We start from the raw sequence: 17435 nt of genomic DNA, 5'->3' as shown, positions 1-17435 counted from the left end.
TTGACTCATGGAATCGAGGTGAGGCGCGTGGCAGACACGAGCACCCCCAACGCGGCGCCCGGCAGCTGGGCACTCGAAGCCCGGGGCCTGGGCAAGCGCTACCGACGCGGCTGGGCGCTGCGCGACTGCTCCTTCCGGATTCCGGCCGGCCGCATCTGCGGTCTGGTCGGCCCGAACGGGGCCGGCAAGAGCACCCTGCTCGGGCTGGCGACCCGGCAGGTACAGCCGACCACCGGCGGCCTGCGGGTCTTCGGCGTACCGGTCGACGACCCCGCCGTCCTGCCGAAGATCGCGTTCCTGGGGCAGGACAAGCCGCTGTTCAAGCGGTTCACCGTGGCCGAGACCCTCCGGATGGGCGCGGAGTTGAACCCCGAGTGGGACGCCGCCGCCGCGCACCGCATCGTCCGCGCGGGCAACGTTCCGCAGAACGCGCGGGTCGGCACGCTCTCCGGTGGCCAGCGCACCCGCCTCGCCTTCGCCCTCGCCTTCGGCAAACGGCCCGACCTGCTGCTCCTGGACGAGCCGATGGCGGACCTCGACCCGCTGGCCCGCGACGAGATGAGCACCCTCCTGATGGCGGAGGCCGTCGAGCGCGGCACCACGGTGGTGATGTCCTCGCACATGCTGACCGAGCTGGAGGACATGTGCGACTACCTGCTGGTCGTCGCCGAGGGCCGCATCCGCATGGCCGGTGACGCCGACGCGCTGGTCCCGGCCCACACCCTGGTCACGGGGGTGAGCCACGACGGCTCGCTCCCTCCCGAGCTGGGCCACCACACGGTCGTCGAAACCCGCCTCCAGGGGCGGCAGTTCCAGGCGATGATCCGGCCGCGGGGACCGCTCCCGGCCGACTGGGAGACCGCCGAGCCCTCGCTGGAGGAAGTCCTCCTCGCCCACCTCCGCTCCCCGGACGCACCCTCGCTCTACACCCAGGGCGCCCGCGTCGACGCCGAAGGGATCCAGGCCGCATGAGCGCCACCCTCACCGAGAAGCCCACCGCGACCGGTTCGGACCGCCGCCTGCTGCGCGGGCTGCTCTGGCTCGTCGTCCGCCAGCACCGGATCGCCCTGACCTGCGTCCTCGGCCTGACCCTGCTGACCGCGATCTGGATCGTGTACGAGCGCAACGAACTGGTCCAGTTCCTCGACGCGAAGGGCTGGCCGGAGAAGGACGCCGGGCAGCCGATGGAGAACCACCGCGGCTACGAGTACATCACCAACATCATCAACGGCCTGCCGCTGATCCTCGCCGTCTTCATCGGCGCCCCGCTGATCGCGGGCGACCAGGAGAGCGGCACCGCGCAGCTCGTCACCACCCAGTCGGTCTCCCGCCGCCAGTGGCTGATCGCCAAGCTGGGCCTGGCCTACACCCTCGCGCTGGTCTCCGGCGTGGTGCTCTCGGCGCTGTTCACCTGGTGGTGGAAGCCGTACCGCTCGATCTTCCTCAGCGGGTGGACCGACGGCGTGATCTTCGACAACACCGGGCCCGTCCTGCCCGCGTTCCTCCTCTTCCTCACCGCCGCGGGCATCACCATCGGCGTCTTGGTCCGCCGGGTGCTCCCGGCCATGGTGGGCGCGTTCCTCTTCACGTCGGTCACCACCCTGTTCGTCTGGGACGAGATCCGGTTGCGGCTCGGCTCCTCGCAGATGTTCACGTACCCGAAGGACACCGAACTTCCGGAACGCTTCGCCGACGCGTACGAGGTCGACCGCTGGGTCGGCAGTGCGGACGGGACTCTGTACAACTGGGGCATCTGCGCCGAGACGACCGAGAAGGCGCAGAACGCGTGCATCGAGAAGCACGGCATCGTCAACGACGTGATCGAGTACCTCGACTACAGCCAGATGGGCGCCATGCAGTGGACCGCCACGGGCCTCCTGCTCGCCGGGACGGCCCTGCTCACGGCGTTCACCCTCTGGTGGGCCTCGCGCCGCCCGCTGTAGGTCCGGCCCCCTGTCCTACGTAAAGTGTCGGCAATCGAGCGGAAGGTGAAGTCCGTGGTCGTGTTCCGCATCGACCGGCGCAGTGGGGTGTCGACCTACCTCCAGATCGTCCGGCAGGTCGAACAGGCTCTGCGCATGGGGGCGCTGGAGGAGGGCGACCGGCTGCCCACCGCGGCCCAGGTCGCCGCGACCACCAAGGTCAACCCGAACACGACGCTCAAGGCGTACCGCGAGTTGGAACGTATGGGACTCGCCGAAGTACGGCAGGGCGCCGGAACGTTCATCACCCGCACCCTCGCCCAGCCCCAGTCCGGCCCCGACTCCCCCCTGCGGTCCGCGCTGGCCGACTGGATGGGCCAGGCCCGTGCCGAGGGCCTCACCGGGCAGGACGTCAGGGCCCTGTTCCACGCGGTGTTCGCGAGCGCGTACCCGGGCGAGGCGCCGGACTGACCGGCGCCGGACCCCTGCGACCGCGCCTGACCGGCGCCGGGCCCACCGGCGCCGGTCAGGCGCGGTTGTAGCGGTAGCCGCTGCCGTGGGCGGGGCCGACGTCGTGCAGGATGCCGGAGCCGGCCAGGGTGAAGGACGAAGGATCGGTGTCCCGGCACATACCGGTGGACCGGGCCGTGTCCACCACGCCGGCGCCGACGTTGATCCGCGTCCCGCCGGACGCCACGGAGCTGAGCTTCGCCGTGTACTCGCAGTGCCCCGAGCCCTGTACGTCGGAGACGAGGGTCACCGCCGACCGGCCGGGCGACACCCGCCGGATGACCACGGTGTGGGGCTGGAGGACGTCGTACTGGGACGCGATGGACCAGGTACCGACGAACTGCTGCGGCACCCGGCCGTCCGGGGCGGGGCCGGGGTCCGACGCGGGCGGCTTCGCGCCGTCTCCGGACCCGCTCGACGCCGACGACCCGGCGCCGCCCTGCCCGCCCCCGTCTCCGCCGGCGCCTGCGGCGTCCGCGGACCCGCCCTCGCCGGACCCACCGCCGCCGGGCACGGAGCCGCCGCCGCCGGCGTCGTCACCCTCCCCGGCGCTTCCCTCCCCCTTCTCCCCCTTCTCTCCCTCGTCCCCCTTCTCCGCGCCCTCGTCCTTCGGGTCGTCCTTCCCGCCGTCCTTCGCCCCGTCCTTGTCGTCGCCCTTCTCGGAGGGCGAGGCCGCGGGGCCGGAGGAAGCGCCAGCGGAACCGGGTGGCGTCGCGGCCTCCCCGCCCCGGGCGTCCCCGGGGCCTCCGGGGTCGCGGTTGAGGAACGCCGTGGTCCCACCGGCGGCCAGCACGGCGACGACGACGGCCGCGACGATCCAGACCCGGCGGCGACGCGACCGGCCCCCGTGGGAGGCGGAAGGCGGCTCAGCGGCGGCCGGGACGGGCTTCGCGGCCGGTTCGACGGCCTCCACCGGAGCCGGGCGCAGATCGACCGTCCCGAGGTCACGGTGAGCGGGGGCGGCAGCGGGCACGGGGACCGGGCCGGAGGCCGGGACCGGGGCGGAAGCGGCGGTCGGGACCGGGCCGGGGGCGGGAACCGGGGCGGAAGCAGCGGGATCAGCGGCTTCAGGCGCGGGAGCAAGGGGTTCCGGCGCGGAGGCAGCGGGCGCGCGGTCGGGCCCCTCGGCCCCGGATACGTCTGCGGCCTCGAGAACACCCTCCCCCTCGCGTGCCCCCTCCCCCTCACGTACAGGTACGAGTACGGGTACGGCCGTGCCCCGGTCCTCCGGCGAGTCCACCCCGACCGCGCCCTTCGAGCCCCCCGAACTCCCCGGCTCTCCCCCCTGCCCCGGAACCTCCGCGTCGAGCAACAGGGCCGACTGACGCGCCAACCGGGCCAGCAGCACGGGCGGCAACCAGGCGCCATGCGGGGCGGCCTCGGACTTCGAGGCCGCAAGCTCCTCCAACAGGGCTTCCACACTTGGCCGTTCGGCGGCACTCTTGGTCAGGCAGCGTTCGATCAGCGCGCGCAGGTGAGCGTCCGCCACGGCGGTCAGATCCGGCGAGGACTGAACGATCTGGAACATCACGGAATGCTGGTTGCTCGCGCCGGCCCCGAACGGCAGCTGCCCGGCCGCCGCGTACATCAGCACACAGCCGAGGGAGAAGACGTCCGCCGCGGGACCGGTCGCCTCGCCCAGGATCTGCTCGGGCGCCATGAAGCCGGGCGAGCCGATGACCATGCCGGTACCGGTCAGCAGGGACTCGACGGACACCTGGAACGCGCGGGCGATACCGAAGTCGATGACGCGGGGACCGTCGACGGTGAGCAGAACGTTGGAGGGTTTGAGATCCCGGTGGACGATCCCTGCGGCGTGAATGCCCCGCAGGGCCCGCAACAGCCCCTCGGCCAGCGCCTGCACGGACGCGGCGGGCAGCGGACCGTGCTCCCGGACGGCCTGCTCCAGAGAGGGGCCGGGTACGTAACCGGTGGCCACCCACGGCTGCTCGGCGTCCGCGTCGGCGTCGAGCACGGGGGCGGTCCAGCGGCCCCCGACCCGGCGGGCGCTCTGGATCTCCCGGCGGAAGCGGGCCCGGAACTCCCCGTTCGCGATGTGCTCCTCGTGCACCACTTTCACGGCCACGGTGCGCCCGCCCGCCGACCGGGCCAGATACACACGGCCCATCCCGCCCGCGCCGAGCCGGCCGAGCAGCGGATAGGGCCCGATCCGCACGGGGTCGCCGGCCGCGAGCGGGCGTATGCCCTCCATCGCCGTGTACCGCCGGCTGTCCGCGCCCGTACGCCCGCCGCCGCCCGCTCCCGCGCCTTCGTCCGTTCCCGCGCCTTCGCCCGTGCCGCCATTCATCCTGAACAGTTCCCCCGATGGCCGTGACCCCTGCGGTAGTTCACGCTCGACCGGAGCCGCGCGCCCGCCCAGGATAGGAGCATCGCGCTCCGGGAGATCATGGGGCTCCCGGTCCCGGGGCGGTCACGCGGGGCGCGGACCACGGAGCCCGCGGTGCCCGTTCCGGTCGATCGGCCGGCAGCACCTGCCGCCCGTCCGTCCCGGTACGGGTACCGCGCCGGGGCGTACGGGCGCTGCCTCCGGGCGGCCGAGGACCGGCGAATACAATCGGCTCCATGTCGAAGCCTGACGCACTGCTTGTCGACGTTGCCGCCCTGGTGGAGTCAGGGCACAGCAACCAGATGCCTCTGACCGTGGTCGCCGGGGGCGCCGTCATCACCGGCCGCCTGGCCCCCGAAGCCGTGTGGAGGCAGCGGGTCTCGGAGGTCCTGGCCGACTCCGCCCACCTGAGCGACTTCTCCACCGTCTTCACCACCACCACACCCGGAGAAGGCCCGCCCACCCACCTCCACTTCCACGTGGCCCGCATCCTGCAGGGCACCGTCGGCATCCCCGAGACCGGCGGGATGTACCGCGTCGCGATCCAGGACGTCAGCGCCTGGACCATGGGCGACTTCAGCTACTCCGACCACTGACCCACCACCCCACCACCCCGCCGCCCCGCCGGGAAGCCCCGCCCCCAGGAGCCCATCCCCCGGCCGCCCCCCGGCAAGGCCCTCTTCAGCGCGCCCGTGACGCTGCCGCCGGACCTCCCCCGGGGCCTTCCCGGGCGGGGAGGCCGGGGGCCGTTCGCGGCCGGGCCTCTCCGAGCCGTCGACGGCGAACTCCTCCACGGGCGCTCCGGCAGGGTGCGGTACCGCACCGTCCGAGGGCGGGGCGCCAGCACGACGTGCCTGCCCGCGGGCGGCGCCCCAGGGCCGGTCGCTCCGCGGCGAACCGTGACGGAAGCGACGATGTGAACCCTTCGTGAAGACACACGGCCTCTCTGTGTTGACTTCGTGTTTCAATCGTTGATCGATTGAACTATGAGCATCGTGTCCGGCGGCGCTCCTCGGACGCGAGGGCTCCGCACAGCACGGTACGGCGGGGGACGTGGGGGATGCATGACGGAGCGGATACGGTTCAGCCTGCTCGGGCCGCTGGAGATCGAGGCGGGCGGGCGCCCCGTACGGGTGAGCAGCGGTCGGCAGCGGGCGGTGCTGGCGATGCTACTGATCTCTCCGGACCGGGTCGTCTCCGTGGACGCCCTCACCGAGACGGTCTGGCAGGGGACGCCGCCCGCCACCGCTCGTAACCAGATCGCCATCTGCGTCACCTCGCTGCGCAAGGTGTTCCGGGCGGCGGGGGCGGACGACGGGCTCATCGAGACGAGCCACCCCGGGTACATCCTGTCCTCGCGGAACTGCTGGATCGATCTGAAGGAGCTCGGCGAACTCATCGGGCGGGCCCGCCTCGCGGCCGCGCACGAGGACCGGGCCCGCGAGGCCACCGACCTGTTCGAGCAGGCCCTCGTGCTCTGGCGGGGGCGGGTCCTGGACGGTCTCGGCGGCGGCCGGATCGACGACACGGTCACCGAACTCGACGAGCTCTGGCTCGATGTGAACGAGGAGTACGCCGCCCTCCAGCTCCGGCTCGGCTGGCACCGCCCCGTCATCGCGCGGCTGACGCCTCTGGTCAGGGAGCACCCGCTGCGCGAGCAGGCCCGCGCCCACCTCATGCAGGCGCACCACCTCGCGGGGCGGCGCGCCGAAGCACTGCAGCTCTACCGGCTCGGCCGCGAGGCCCTCGTGGAGGAGCTGGGGGTGGAGCCGGGGCCCGCGCTGCGGGAGATGCACCGCCAGGTGTTGCGGGAGGAGGACGGGTCCGCCGCCGCTCCGGGCGGGGAGGCCCCGGCGGGGGCAGCGGCGCCGGCCGCGGCCGCGCCGCCGGCGAGGGCGTCGGTGCCGGCCCAGCTTCCGCTGCCGGCCGCCGCGTTCACCGGCCGCGAGCCCGAACTGGCGACGTTGGACGAGATGTTGCCGGGGCAGGACGACGGCGTGCTCGCCGTCGCCGTCGTCTCCGGGGTCAGCGGGGTCGGCAAGAGCGCGCTGGCCGTGCACTGGGCGAACCGGGTGGCCCGGCACTTCCCCGACGGGCAGCTCTTCATCGATGTCCACGGCTACCGCGAGGACGACCGGCCCCTGTCGCCGATGGCCGTGCTCGACCAGGCGCTCCGCGCGCTGGGGGTGTCCAGCGCGCAGATACCCGCGGGGCTGCCGGAGCGCTCGGCGCTGTACCGGTCGGTGCTGAGCGGCAGACGGCTGCTGATCATCCTGGACGATGTGCGGTCCTCCACCCAGATCAGACCGCTGCTGCCCGGGCGCGGCCAGTGCGTCGTCCTGGTGACCAGCCGGGACCAGCTCGACGAGCTGGCCGGGGACTACGCGGCCGTGCACATCCCGTTGAAGGTGATGACGCCCGACGAGGCCGACCGGATGCTGGCGGCGGTCATCGGGGCCGAGCGGGTGGCCACGGACCCCGTGTCGGCGGCCCGGCTGGTCGAGCTGTGCGGACGGCTCCCGCTGGCGCTGCGGATCGCGGCGGGCCGGCTCGCCACCCGGCCGCACTGGTCGCTGCACCAGCTCACGTCCCGTCTGGAGGATCGTTTCAGCAGGCTCGACGTGCTGAGCCCGAACGACGGCGGGGTACGAGCCGGATTCCAGCTCAGCTACCGCGAGCTGTCCCCGGAAGCGGCGCAGCTCTACCGGCGGCTGGGTCTCCTGCCGGTGGCCACGTTCACCGGCTGGATGGGAGCGGCGGTGCTCGACGTGGGAGTGCACCGGGCCGAAGACCTGATCGAGCAACTGGTCGACGCGCAGCTGCTGGAGGTGTCGACGCCGGGGACCGGCGCCCTGCAGAGCCGTTTCCGCATCCAGGAGCTGCTCCGGCTCTTCGCGTGGGAGCGGGCCCACGTCGAGGACGACGAGCAGGAGCGGGAGGCCGCCGTGGCGCGCGCGTTCGGCACGTTGCTCACCCTGGCCGACGAGGCCCATCGGCGGCTGTACGGCAAGGGCACGCTCCTGCCGCACCGGGCGCGGCACGCGGTCGCCCTGCCCGGGGCCACGGTGGACCGGCTGCTCGCCGACCCGATCGCGTGGTTCGAGTCGGAGCGCACCGCCGTGCTCGGCCTGACCGGGCACGCGGCGCAGAACCCGGCGCTCGGACACGCCTGGGAGCTGATCGCGCGGACGGTCCCGCTGTTCGAGACGCGCAACTACCTGGACGACTGGGAGCAGGCGGCCCGGGTGTCCCTGGAAGCGGCACGGACCGCCGGGGACGGGCCGGGCGCGGCGGTGATGCTGCGTTCGCTCGGCACCCTCGCCATCACCCGCCGCCGGTACGGCGATGCGGAGGAGCTGCTGTCGCAGGCGATGGGGCTCCTCGACGGATGGTCGGCGGGCGACAGCGGGGAGCGGGCGCTCGTGCTGCGCAACCTCGCCCTCTGCGCCCGCTTCAAGGGGGACCTGGACGGGGCGGCCCGCTTCTGCCGGTCCGCGCTGGACCACTTCGGGCACGGCGACGATCTCGCGGAACGTTCGCACGCGCTCGGGCTGCTGGCCCAGATCGAGTTGGAACGCGGCGACACGGAGGCGGGCATCGCGCTCACCCGGGAGGCGATCAGGTCGGGCGAGGCGGCCGGGTCCGTGCGGGGCAAGGCGCAGAACATCTACCGGCTCGCGGAGGCGTACCTGCGGGCGGGAGAGGTGCGGTCGGCCGAGGAGTCGTGCCGGGAGGTCGTCTCCCTCACCCGGGTGCAGGGCGACCGGCTCGGTGAGGCGTACGCCCTGCGCGCCCTCGGCGAGGCCCAGTGGCGTCAGGACCGGCCGCACGAGGCGGAGGCGACGCTGAAGGAGGCGCTGGCCGCGGCGGAAGAGGTCGCGGACCGGTTCCTCCAGGCCCGTACGGAGATGGACCTCGCGTGTGCGGAGGCCATCCGGCGGGGCGCGGGGGCCGTGGGCCGGCTCCGCCGGGCGCGGGAGGTCTTCCGCGGGATGGACGCCGGGAGCTGGGAGCGCCGGGTGGGCCGCGCGCTGGAGAAGGTGATGGCCGGCGAGAGGGAAGGCGTCGTCGTGGAGGCCGCGGTGCTCGCCCGGGAGCTCGCCGCACGGTGACGGGGGCGGGGCGCGAGAAATCGGGGTGAAAGGCCGGCTTCCTATGTTCGGGGGATGAGACGCCATGGGGTAGACGTGGTGCCGTTCCGCGGGGTGCGGGTCGGCGCGGGAGGAGTCCTCGCCTTCGACGAGTGGCCCGCCCTGTACGGGTACGAGTGGGGCGGCGGCCGGCGCGGGGTCATCGGCGCGGTGCGGCTGACCGGAGCGGTGGTGCCGCACGAGGACGTGGCGGCGGAGGCCGTGGAGGAGCGGACGGCGTTCCTGCGGGCGGGGCGCGCGCAGCTGGAACCGGTGCTGCTCGGGTACCGGGGCGGCGACGGCGGGGCCGCCGGAGTGCTGGACCGGACCGCGCGCGAGGAGCCCGCGCTCCTGGACGCGTGGGATCCGGACGGCGTACGGCACCGGCTGTGGGCGATCACCGGCCGCGCCGACCAGCGGGCCGTGCGTGCGGACCTCGGTGTCCGGCAGGCGCTGATCGCGGACGGGCACCACCGCTGGGCGGCCTACCGCGAGCTGCGGGAGGTGGACGCGGCGGCCGGGGAGTTCGGGCTGGCGCTCCTCGTGGACACCGGCCGCCACCCGTTCGCCATGGGCCCCATCCACCGGGTGCTGCCCGGGCTGCCGCTCCGCGACGCGCTGGCGGCGGTCGCGGGCCTCTTCCGCGTACGGCGGCTGGCCGGTGGCTGCGCGGAGGCGCTCGAAGCGCTGGACGGACGGGCGGCGGGCCCGGAGGTGGAGGGCAGCGCCTTCGTGGTCACGGACGGGCGGGCCTTCCACCTGCTGGACGCGCCCGCGCCGGAGTTGACCTGGCACACCGTGCGTCACGACCGGCCCGCGCGCTGGCGGGAGCTGGACGCCACGGTGCTGCGGGACACGCTGCTCGGCCACCTGTGGAAGATGCCCGCGCACGACGCGCGGCAGGTCGGGCACGCCCACGACGCGGAAGAGGCGGTGCGGCGGGCGGGCGGCGGGACGGCGGTCCTGATGCGTCCGGTGGGCGAGGACGTGGTGCGCGAGCTGGCGCAGGCCGGAGTCACGCTGCCCTGGAAGTCGACGTCCTTCGAGCCCAAGCCGCTGCGCGGACTGGTCTTCCGAATGCTGTGAGCGGGGCGGGGGCGGGCCCGGGGGCCGGGGCCCCCCCCCCCCCCCCCACACCCCCCCCCGCCCCGCCCGCCCCGCCGTCGCGACGACCTGGGCCAGGGCGTCGTTCGCGACCAGGTGGCGAGCGCCCAGCCCGCCCGCCAGGAACTGTTCGCGCATCGCGGCCCGCTGGATCTTCCCGCTGGTCGTCCTCAGTACGGCCCCGCGCCGGACCAGGGCGACCGCGCCGGGCCGGACGCTGAACGCGCGGGTGACGTCGGCCCTGATCCGCTCCGCGAGCGGGCCGAGCGCGTCGGGCCGCACCCCGCCGCGTACCTCGTGCACCACGACGAGCTGTTCGTCCACCTCGCCGTCGGCCGTCGTCACCGGTACGAGGAACGCCGCGCCGAAGAGGCCCGCCAGCTCCTCGTGGCCCGCGCGCATGAAGTGCTCGATGTCCTGCGGATAGATGTTGCGGCCGCGCAGGATGATCAGCTCTTTGATGCGGCCGGTGACGTACAGGTCGCCGTCGTGGACGGTGCCCAGGTCGCCGGTCCTGACGTACCCGCCGTCACCCTGGGCGGTCCGGGCTCCGAAGGCCGCGGCGGTGGCCTCGGGGCGGTCCCAGTAGCCGCGGGCCACGCTCGGGCCGCGCAGCCACAGCTCACCGACCCGGCCCGCCGGCAGCGCCGCCAGGGTGGCGGGGTCCACGACCGCGACGTCGTAGTCGAGGGCGGCGCCGCAGCTCACCACCGGGCGGCCCGCACGGTCCGCGTCGACCGGGGCGAACACGTGCTCCTCCAGGGCCCCTTCGTCGACCCGGGTGACGGTCAGCTCACGCGGCCCGGTGCCGGAGACGAACACGGTCGCCTCGGCCATGCCGTAGCAGGGGAGCATCGCGTCGGCGCGGAACCCGGCGGGTGCGAACCGCTCGCTGAACGCGGTCAGGGTGGCCGCCTGGATCGGCTCCGAGCCGTTGGCCGCGTACCGCCAGCGGGACAGGTCGAGCGTGGCGAGCTGCTCGTCGGTGATCTGGCGGGCGCACAGCTCGTACGCGAAGTTGGGCCCCGCCGACCAGGTGATGCCGTAGTCGTCGATGACCTTCAGCCACCAGTACGGGCGCTTGAGGAAACTCGTCGGGCTCATCAGGACGCAGGAGCCGCCGAGCAGCAGCGGCGGCAGCAGGATGCCGAGCAGCCCCATGTCGTGGTACTGCGGGATCCACGAGCCGAAGCGGGTGGTGCGGTCCAGGCCGAACGCCCTGCTGAGGCCGTCCGAGTTGTGCAGCAGGTTCCCCTGGGTGACCATCACGCCCTTGGGGTCCGAGGTGGAACCCGAGGTGAACTGGAGCAGGGCCAGGTCGTCGTGGGTGATCGCGTCGGGCATCACCCAGGCGTCCGCGTGCGCGTCGGTCAGCTCGGGGCCGTCGGTGACCAGGCAGGCGGGGGCGGTGTCCGAGGCGGCCGCCCAGTCGAGGACGGACGGCGCGACCGCCTCGCTGGTGAGCACCGCGGAGACGGTGGCGCTGCGCGCGATGGAGTCGACGCGGCGCCGCTGGTGGGCGTAGGCGCCCGGCAGCGACGAGGGGACGGCGACCACGCCCGCGTACAGGCAGCCCACGAAGGCGGCGGCGAACTGGAGGCTCTCGGGGTAGAGGAGCAGGACCCGGTCGCCCGGCGCGCAGAGCTCCTGGAGCCGGCCGGCGATCTTCCGCGCCTCGTGGTCGAGCCGTTCGTACGTCCATCGCTCGTGGCTCTCGGGGCCCGGGGAGGCGGGGTCGCGGACGAAGACGACGGCGGTCTCGCCGGGTGCGGCGGACGCGTTCTCGCGGATGCGGGCCGTGGCGCTCGACGCGGACGGCAGGTCGCTGGGCTGCCAGGACATGTTTCCCCCAAGGGGTCGGCTGGATCGGGCGGAGCGGGCTGGGCGGCGCGTGCGGGGTCGTGGCGGCGGGGTCACCAGTCGTCGTCCGCGCCGAGGGCGAGCAGCGAGTCCAGCTCGCCCGCCCGCACCAGGGCGGGGCCGGTGACCGGATCGCCGGGGCGGTCGACGGCGGCGGTGAGCAGCTGGACGTAGTGGTCGAGCAGTCGGCGCACCGTGCTCTCGTCGAACAGGTCGGTGGCGTAGCGGAAGACGGCCGTCAGGGTCGTCTCGCTCTGCCGCATCTCCACCGAGATGTCGAACTGGCCCTCCAGCATGGGGACGTCGACGAAGGCGACGTCGAGGCCCGCGTACCGGGCGGTGCCGCCGGTGGCGGCCGCCTCGGTGACGCGTTGCAGGAGGGGTTCCAGCCGCGTGGGGGCGACCATGGTGAACGCCATCCGCACCGGCGGGTTCCGGGTGCTGTACGGGTCCTCGCCGGCGAGGAGGGCGTAGGGGAAGGCGATGTTGCGCATCGCCGTCATCACCTGGCGCTGGGCCGCCCCCGCCGCCTGGGCGAACGTCGTCTCCGGGGTGAAGTGCGCAGGTACCACCAGGGTGTTGACGAGGTAGCCGACGACCTGGCGCATACCCGGCCCGCTCCGGGTGGTGGTGGGGGTGCCGATGAGGAAGTCGCGTCGGCCGCCGTAGCGGTGCACCAGGCTCTGGAAGACGCCGAGCAGCAGCGCGAAGCCGGTGACCTTGGTGCGCCGGGCCGTCTCCCGCAACCGCGGCACCAGTTCGTCGGGCAGCCGCAGTTCGCAGGTGGCGCCGTGCAGGACGCCCGCCTCCGCGGTGGCGCGGGGGCGGTCGGTGGGCAGCTCCCCGGCCGGCGCTCCGGCGCAGAAGTCCTTCCAGAACGCGGCGAGTTCGGCGCGCCGGGCGCTGCCCAGGATGCGCTGCTCCTCGGCCACGTAATCGTCGAAGGTGTGGTGGAGCGGAGGCGGCGGCTGGTGTGCGTACAGGTCCAGGAGGTCCTGGAGGAGGAGCCACTGGGAGGTCGCGTCGGAGACGATGTGGTGGGTGCACACCGCGAGGACGGCGTCCGTCGGGGAGCGGCGTACGAGGAGGGCGCGGGAGGTTCCCTCGGCCGTCAGGTCGAAGGGCAGCCTGCCGAACTCGGCGACGAGCCGGGTGAGGTGGTCGTCGTCGGTGGCCCCGGGTACGTCCATGACCTCCAGGGGGAGCAGGGCGGGGGGACCGGGCACGCGCTCGGGGCCGCCGGGGCCCTCCGTGAAGGTGGAGCACAGGACGTCGTGGCGTTCGGCCAGGGCGCGCAGGGCGTGCCGCAGGCGGCTCTCGTCCAGGGGGCCGCGTACGCGCAGGGCGGCCTGGACGTTGTAGGCGGGGCTCTCCGGGGCCATCCGGTACAGGAACCAGAGGGCCTCCTGGCCCACGGAGAGGGGTCTGCCGGGGGCCGTGGTCATCGCGGGCCGGCGATCTGCGCGTGGATGTGGGCGGTGAGGGCGTCCACGGTGGGGTGGTCCCAGGCGAGGGTGGCCTCCACGACGATGCCGAACCGCTCCTCGACGTCCCCGCAGAGGGTGAGGGCGTAGACCGAGTCGAGGCCGATCTCCACGAGGAGGACGTCGGAGGCGATGTCCTGCGGCGTCACGTCGAGGAAGTAGGCCACCCGCTCGGTGAGCCACGCGCGGACCTCCTCCGGCGTCCGGGCGGCGGTCGTGGCGGTCGTCGTGGCCTGGTCGGTGCTCATGGGTGCTCCTTGGTGGGGTGAGAGGCGGTGCGGGGCTGCGGGTCGCGGGCCGTCGGTGGCACGTCGGCGCGCGGGTCAGGTGCGGCTGAGCGACAACGGGGCGTCGCCGCCGGTGAGCGCGGTGAAGAGGACGTCCTCGGTCTCCGGCGGGAGGGCCGCGGCGTGTCCCAGGCGGGTCGCCAGGCGGGTCAGGGCGGCGGTCAGCCAGTGCGGCGGGGTGAGGAACGGATCCGCCGCGTGCTGGTTGTGGAACCAGATCCCGAGGCAGGCCGAGGCGGCCGCCAGATGGGCGTAGCGGTCGGCGAGGGCGTACCCGGCCCGGCCCGCCGTCACGGAGGTGTCGGTGGGCCGCAGGGCGAGGCAGCGCTCCCGCAGCTCCGCCAGGTCGGTGCGGAACAGGGCGACCAGGCGGGCGGCGGCGGGCGGCAGGAGCTCCGCCGCGCCCGGGTGGCCCAGCGTCGAGGTCAGCCGGTCGGCGCCGCGCGCGGTGAGTTCGAGGGCCTGGTAGTCGATGTCGCCCAGCGGCGCGTCCAGCCGGAACAGGCCGGCCGGCGGGGGCTCGGCGAGCCCCCAGCTCGTGGCGGCCATCCGGGGCAGCTGGGGCAGCATCGTCGCCAGGCAGACGGAGGCGTTGGCGTGCGCGAAGGTGATCGCGGGCAGGTCGCGGGCGAACTTCTGGAAGACCGCGTAACCGCCGTCGCGGAGGAAGGAGTTGGCGCTGAGGATCGCCCCCAGGTCGCGGGTGGCGCGGTGCAGGAGCTTGGGGGCCAGGTACTTGTTGGCCGCCGTGAGGACGCTCGTCTGGTCGGGCAGGACGTGCAGCGCGCGGCAGGAGACGGTGGTGAGGGCGTCGGCGGCCAGCAGATCGGCGTACGCGGCGACCAGGGCGGCCCGCGCGTGCGGCAGGTCGGCGACCCGGCGCCCGTACAGCCGGCGCTCCAGGGTGAAGCGGGTCACCGTGCGCAGGATCGTGTCGAAGGCTCCGGCCATCATGCCGGGGGCCACGGCGCGGGTGGTCTGGAAGGCGCGCAGGACGGTCTCCATGGCGCCGCCCACCGGTCCGATGTGGGCGTCGGCGGGGACGGGGAACGCGGTGAACTCGGCGCCGCCGATGAGGCAGCCGCGCAGCCCCGCGGTGGGGAAGCGCTCGTCGCGCCGCACCCGGTCGGCGTGGCCTTCGGCGAAGTCCACGAAGACGTGCGAGTGGCTGCGGTTGCCGGGGCCCTCGCCGGTGCGGGCGAGCAGCACGACGGCGTCGGCGCGTCCGATGTTGTTGACGACCTGCTTGTGCCCGTCCAGCAGCAGCCGGCCGCCCCGGGGGGTGGCGGTGAGGTCGGTCCGGGTGAAGTCGTTGCCGTGCGGCAGTTCGTTGTACCCGGCCGCCGTCTTGCCCCCGGCGAGCAGGATGTCGGCCATCCGGCGCTGCTGGGCCGGGCTGCCGGAGGTCCACATGGCCGAGCCGGAGATGTAGTTGGTGAAACCGTAGCCGAGGGCCAGCGTGGGGTCGCGGCGCGAGACGGCGCGCATCACGTGCATGAGGCGCTCGACGTCGGTGAGCCGTCCGCCGAGCCGGGCCGGTACGAACTCGGCGTTCAACCCCCAAGCGTCCAGGGCTCGTTCGCCCTCGGGCAGCAGTTCGGCGCGCTCGTCGGCGGCCAGGACGGCGTGCAGGCCGAGCGGGTTGGCCGGGTCGTGGGGATCGCCGAGGACGGCTTCCAGGCCGGCCGTCGAGGGACGGCCCGTGGCGGGGGCGGGGGCGGGGGCGGTCGGGGTCACGGCGTCTCCTGGAGCTGCGGTACGGCGGCGGACCGGACGGGCCGCTCGGCGCTGTCCGGGAAGGGGGCGAGGGGGAAGGGCAGCAGCGAGAACATGTGCCCCTCGGCGTGCTGGTCGAGGAGGTGGGGCAGGAGGCCGTCCAGGACGGCCTCCTCGTCCCCGGCCTCCCGGTCGGGCAGCCTGCCCGGCGCCAGCCGGGCCGCCAGCCGGGCGAGGCACGCCTCCAGCCAGAGGCCGTCGCGCCAGACGCCCTCGGTGCGGGCGGCACGGTTGTGCAGGTAGATCTGTACGCAGGCCGCGGCAGCGGCGCAGAGCGTGTAGCGGTGGGCCAGGTCGAAGGCGTCGGCGGGCACGTCGCGGGGGGTGGGCCGGTGGGCCGCCATCCGCTCGTGGGTCTCGTCGGCGACCTCGCGCAGGTGCGCCGCGCGGTCGGCCAGGGAGGCGGGCACCGCACCGGCGTCGGCCAGCACGCGCAGCGCCTCGGCCCCGGCGGGCAGCGACGCGGTGACGCTGTTGCCGCGCCGGGAGGTCAGTTCGAGCCGGACGGGGTCGAACTCGGGTACCGGCAGGCCGAGATCGGCGGCGGTGGCGAGCGCGTCGGCCTCGGTGCGCCCGGCCCGGTAGCCGCGGGCGAGCGAACCGAACTGGTTGATCAGGGCGTTGAGGTTGACCAGGGAGTTGCCGTCGAAGATGCCGACGATGCGGTGGTCGCGCTCCAGCTTGGCGAACGCGCCGTGCGCGAAGTTCTCGCTGAGGAAGGACCGGGCGCCGAGGAACTGGCCCATGTCGGTGATGAGCTGGTCCACGGTCGCGGGCACCAGGTACTTGAGGGCGGGCGAGGTGACGCTCATCTCCTCGGTGAGGGTGTGCACCCCGCGCGCCGCGAGGAGGGTGACGGCCTCCGCCGTGAGCAGGTCCGCGTACGCCTCGGTCAGGGAGCGGCGGGCCTGCGGGAGGTCGATGAGGCGCTTGCCGTACAGCTGGTGCTCCAGGCCGAAGCCGGTGGCGATGCGCAGCGCGTGGTCGCCCGCCCCGAGGGAGAGCGAGGCGCACAGGGTGCGGGTGATCTGGAGGGCCCGCAGCACCGTCTCGATGCCGCTGCCCTCCGCGCCGTGCAGGGCGGAGGCGGGCACCCGCGCGCCGGTGAAGGAGATGCCGCTGATGTCGGCGCCGCGGATGCCGTGGGTACGGGCGGCGGGCAGCGGGGTGTGGGAGCCGTCGGCGAGCGTGGAGCGGTCCACGAGCAGCAGGCTGTACCCCCGGGTGCCGCCCGCGGGTTCGGTGCGGGCGAGTACGCAGATCAGGTCGCAGCGGGTGGCGTTGTTGATCAGCCACTTCTCGCCGTCCAGCCGGTAGTCGCCGTCCGGGGTGCGGGTCGCGGTCAGGGCGCCGGACAGCAGGTCGCTGCCGTGCTCGCGCTCGGTCAGCCCCCAGGAGACGACCGCCCCGGCCGCGACCCGCTCGCCCAGGGCGCGGGCCTGCTCGGCCGAGCCCCCGACCCAGGTGCTGACCGCGCCGAGGTAGGTCTTGGTGTGCGCGATGGCGACGGTCAGGTCCCGCCGCGCCACCACCCGGACCAGGTGCAGCAGGTCCTCGTAGCTGTGCAGGGCGCCGCCGTGGCGGGCCGGCACGTAGTACGCGGGCAGGGCCGTCGCGTCGAGGAGCCGCACTTGGTCGGCCGGGAAGTCCTCGGCCGCGTCCAGTTCACGCAGCCGGCCCGGGAAGAAGGGGAGATCGGTGCGGGCGGGGTCGCCCAGCTCCCGGTCGAGAGCGCCGGCCAGCGCGTACGGCGGGTAGTCCGGGGCGGGCCGCGGCCCCGGTGGCGTCACCGCCCCCCGGCTCTCCCCCGGTCCGGCGTGCTCCTCCGCCTCCGCGCCCCCGCCGGAAACGCCGGCCCTCCCGAAATCCACGACCTCACCTGAATCCACTGCCCCCACCTGAATCTGCGAACGGTTCACGGCTGTTTCCGATGGCCTCAGTCTTGGCCAACAAGAGGCCCTGTGACGGCCCCGGGGCTGTCAGGACCTTGCGGTGACACTTCCCTGCCATGGCCA

The 17435-nt window shown here is 74.2% G+C and carries 11 protein-coding genes and 1 pseudogene; 6 read left to right on the top strand and 6 right to left on the bottom strand.

What is annotated here, in order from left to right:
* Positions 1-27 precede the first annotated feature (27 nt).
* From ACH4K1_RS00110 to ACH4K1_RS00100, 3 genes are read left to right on the top strand one after another with little or no spacing between them, the layout of a single operon-like run.
* On the top strand, positions 28-972 hold the full coding sequence (locus ACH4K1_RS00110; protein WP_398084740.1) for an ABC transporter ATP-binding protein: 945 nt from the start codon (positions 28-30) through the stop codon (positions 970-972).
* Positions 969-1943 carry an ABC transporter permease gene (locus tag ACH4K1_RS00105; RefSeq protein WP_398084737.1) on the top strand — a complete coding sequence of 325 codons (975 nt, stop codon included), beginning with the start codon at positions 969-971 and terminating at the stop codon, positions 1941-1943. Before ACH4K1_RS00110 ends, ACH4K1_RS00105 begins: the two co-directional genes overlap by 4 nt.
* Before the next feature lie 45 nt (positions 1944-1988).
* Positions 1989-2393 (top strand): GntR family transcriptional regulator, encoded by a 405-nt coding sequence (locus ACH4K1_RS00100; RefSeq protein ID WP_398086520.1) that lies wholly within the window; start codon positions 1989-1991, stop codon positions 2391-2393.
* 55 nt (positions 2394-2448) lie between these two features.
* Here ACH4K1_RS00100 and ACH4K1_RS00095 read toward each other — a convergent pair whose 3' ends face one another.
* Positions 2449-4644: a serine/threonine-protein kinase gene (locus ACH4K1_RS00095; protein WP_398086518.1), complete on the bottom strand. Its 2196-nt coding sequence runs from the start codon at positions 4642-4644 to the stop codon at positions 2449-2451.
* A gap of 371 nt (positions 4645-5015) precedes the next feature.
* Between ACH4K1_RS00095 and ACH4K1_RS00090 the strand changes: the two genes are divergently transcribed.
* The 3 genes from ACH4K1_RS00090 (at position 5016) to ACH4K1_RS00080 (ending at position 9995) form a co-directional block, all read left to right on the top strand.
* A complete protein-coding gene (locus ACH4K1_RS00090) occupies positions 5016-5375 on the top strand; it encodes a hypothetical protein (protein ID WP_228989528.1) in 360 nt (119 codons plus the stop codon).
* A 468-nt stretch (positions 5376-5843) separates the two neighbouring features.
* Positions 5844-8891, top strand: a complete 3048-nt coding sequence (locus ACH4K1_RS00085; RefSeq protein ID WP_398084734.1) for an AfsR/SARP family transcriptional regulator — start codon at positions 5844-5846, stop codon at positions 8889-8891.
* A gap of 54 nt (positions 8892-8945) precedes the next feature.
* The gene (locus ACH4K1_RS00080) at positions 8946-9995 is read left to right on the top strand and encodes a DUF1015 family protein (RefSeq protein ID WP_398084731.1); all 1050 of its coding nucleotides are present in this window, start codon (positions 8946-8948) and stop codon (positions 9993-9995) included.
* 660 nt (positions 9996-10655) lie between these two features.
* On the opposite strand, the pseudogene ACH4K1_RS00075 reads toward ACH4K1_RS00080, so the two are convergent.
* The 5 genes and pseudogenes from ACH4K1_RS00075 to ACH4K1_RS00055 all read right to left on the bottom strand — a co-directional run.
* Positions 10656-11855, bottom strand: a pseudogene (locus ACH4K1_RS00075) (AMP-binding protein); the annotation flags it as partial.
* A gap of 71 nt (positions 11856-11926) precedes the next feature.
* Complete coding sequence (locus tag ACH4K1_RS00070; RefSeq protein ID WP_398084729.1) at positions 11927-13318, bottom strand: condensation domain-containing protein; 1392 nt, start codon at positions 13316-13318, stop codon at positions 11927-11929.
* Positions 13315-13605, bottom strand: a complete 291-nt coding sequence (locus ACH4K1_RS00065; RefSeq protein ID WP_398084727.1) for an acyl carrier protein — start codon at positions 13603-13605, stop codon at positions 13315-13317. The genes ACH4K1_RS00070 and ACH4K1_RS00065 overlap by 4 nt, the downstream gene beginning before the upstream one ends.
* Before the next feature lie 75 nt (positions 13606-13680).
* Complete coding sequence (locus tag ACH4K1_RS00060; protein ID WP_398084725.1) at positions 13681-15381, bottom strand: acyl-CoA dehydrogenase; 1701 nt, start codon at positions 15379-15381, stop codon at positions 13681-13683.
* Complete coding sequence (locus ACH4K1_RS00055; RefSeq protein ID WP_398084722.1) at positions 15378-17309, bottom strand: acyl-CoA dehydrogenase family protein; 1932 nt, start codon at positions 17307-17309, stop codon at positions 15378-15380. Before ACH4K1_RS00055 ends, ACH4K1_RS00060 begins: the two co-directional genes overlap by 4 nt.
* Between the last annotated feature and the right edge of the window lie 126 nt (positions 17310-17435).

Source organism: Streptomyces sp. NPDC017448 (assembly GCF_044330565.1).
GTDB lineage: Bacteria > Actinomycetota > Actinomycetes > Streptomycetales > Streptomycetaceae > Streptomyces.
The sequence above is the reverse complement of the archived record's forward strand: the minus strand, read 5'-3'. Positions and strand labels throughout refer to the sequence as shown.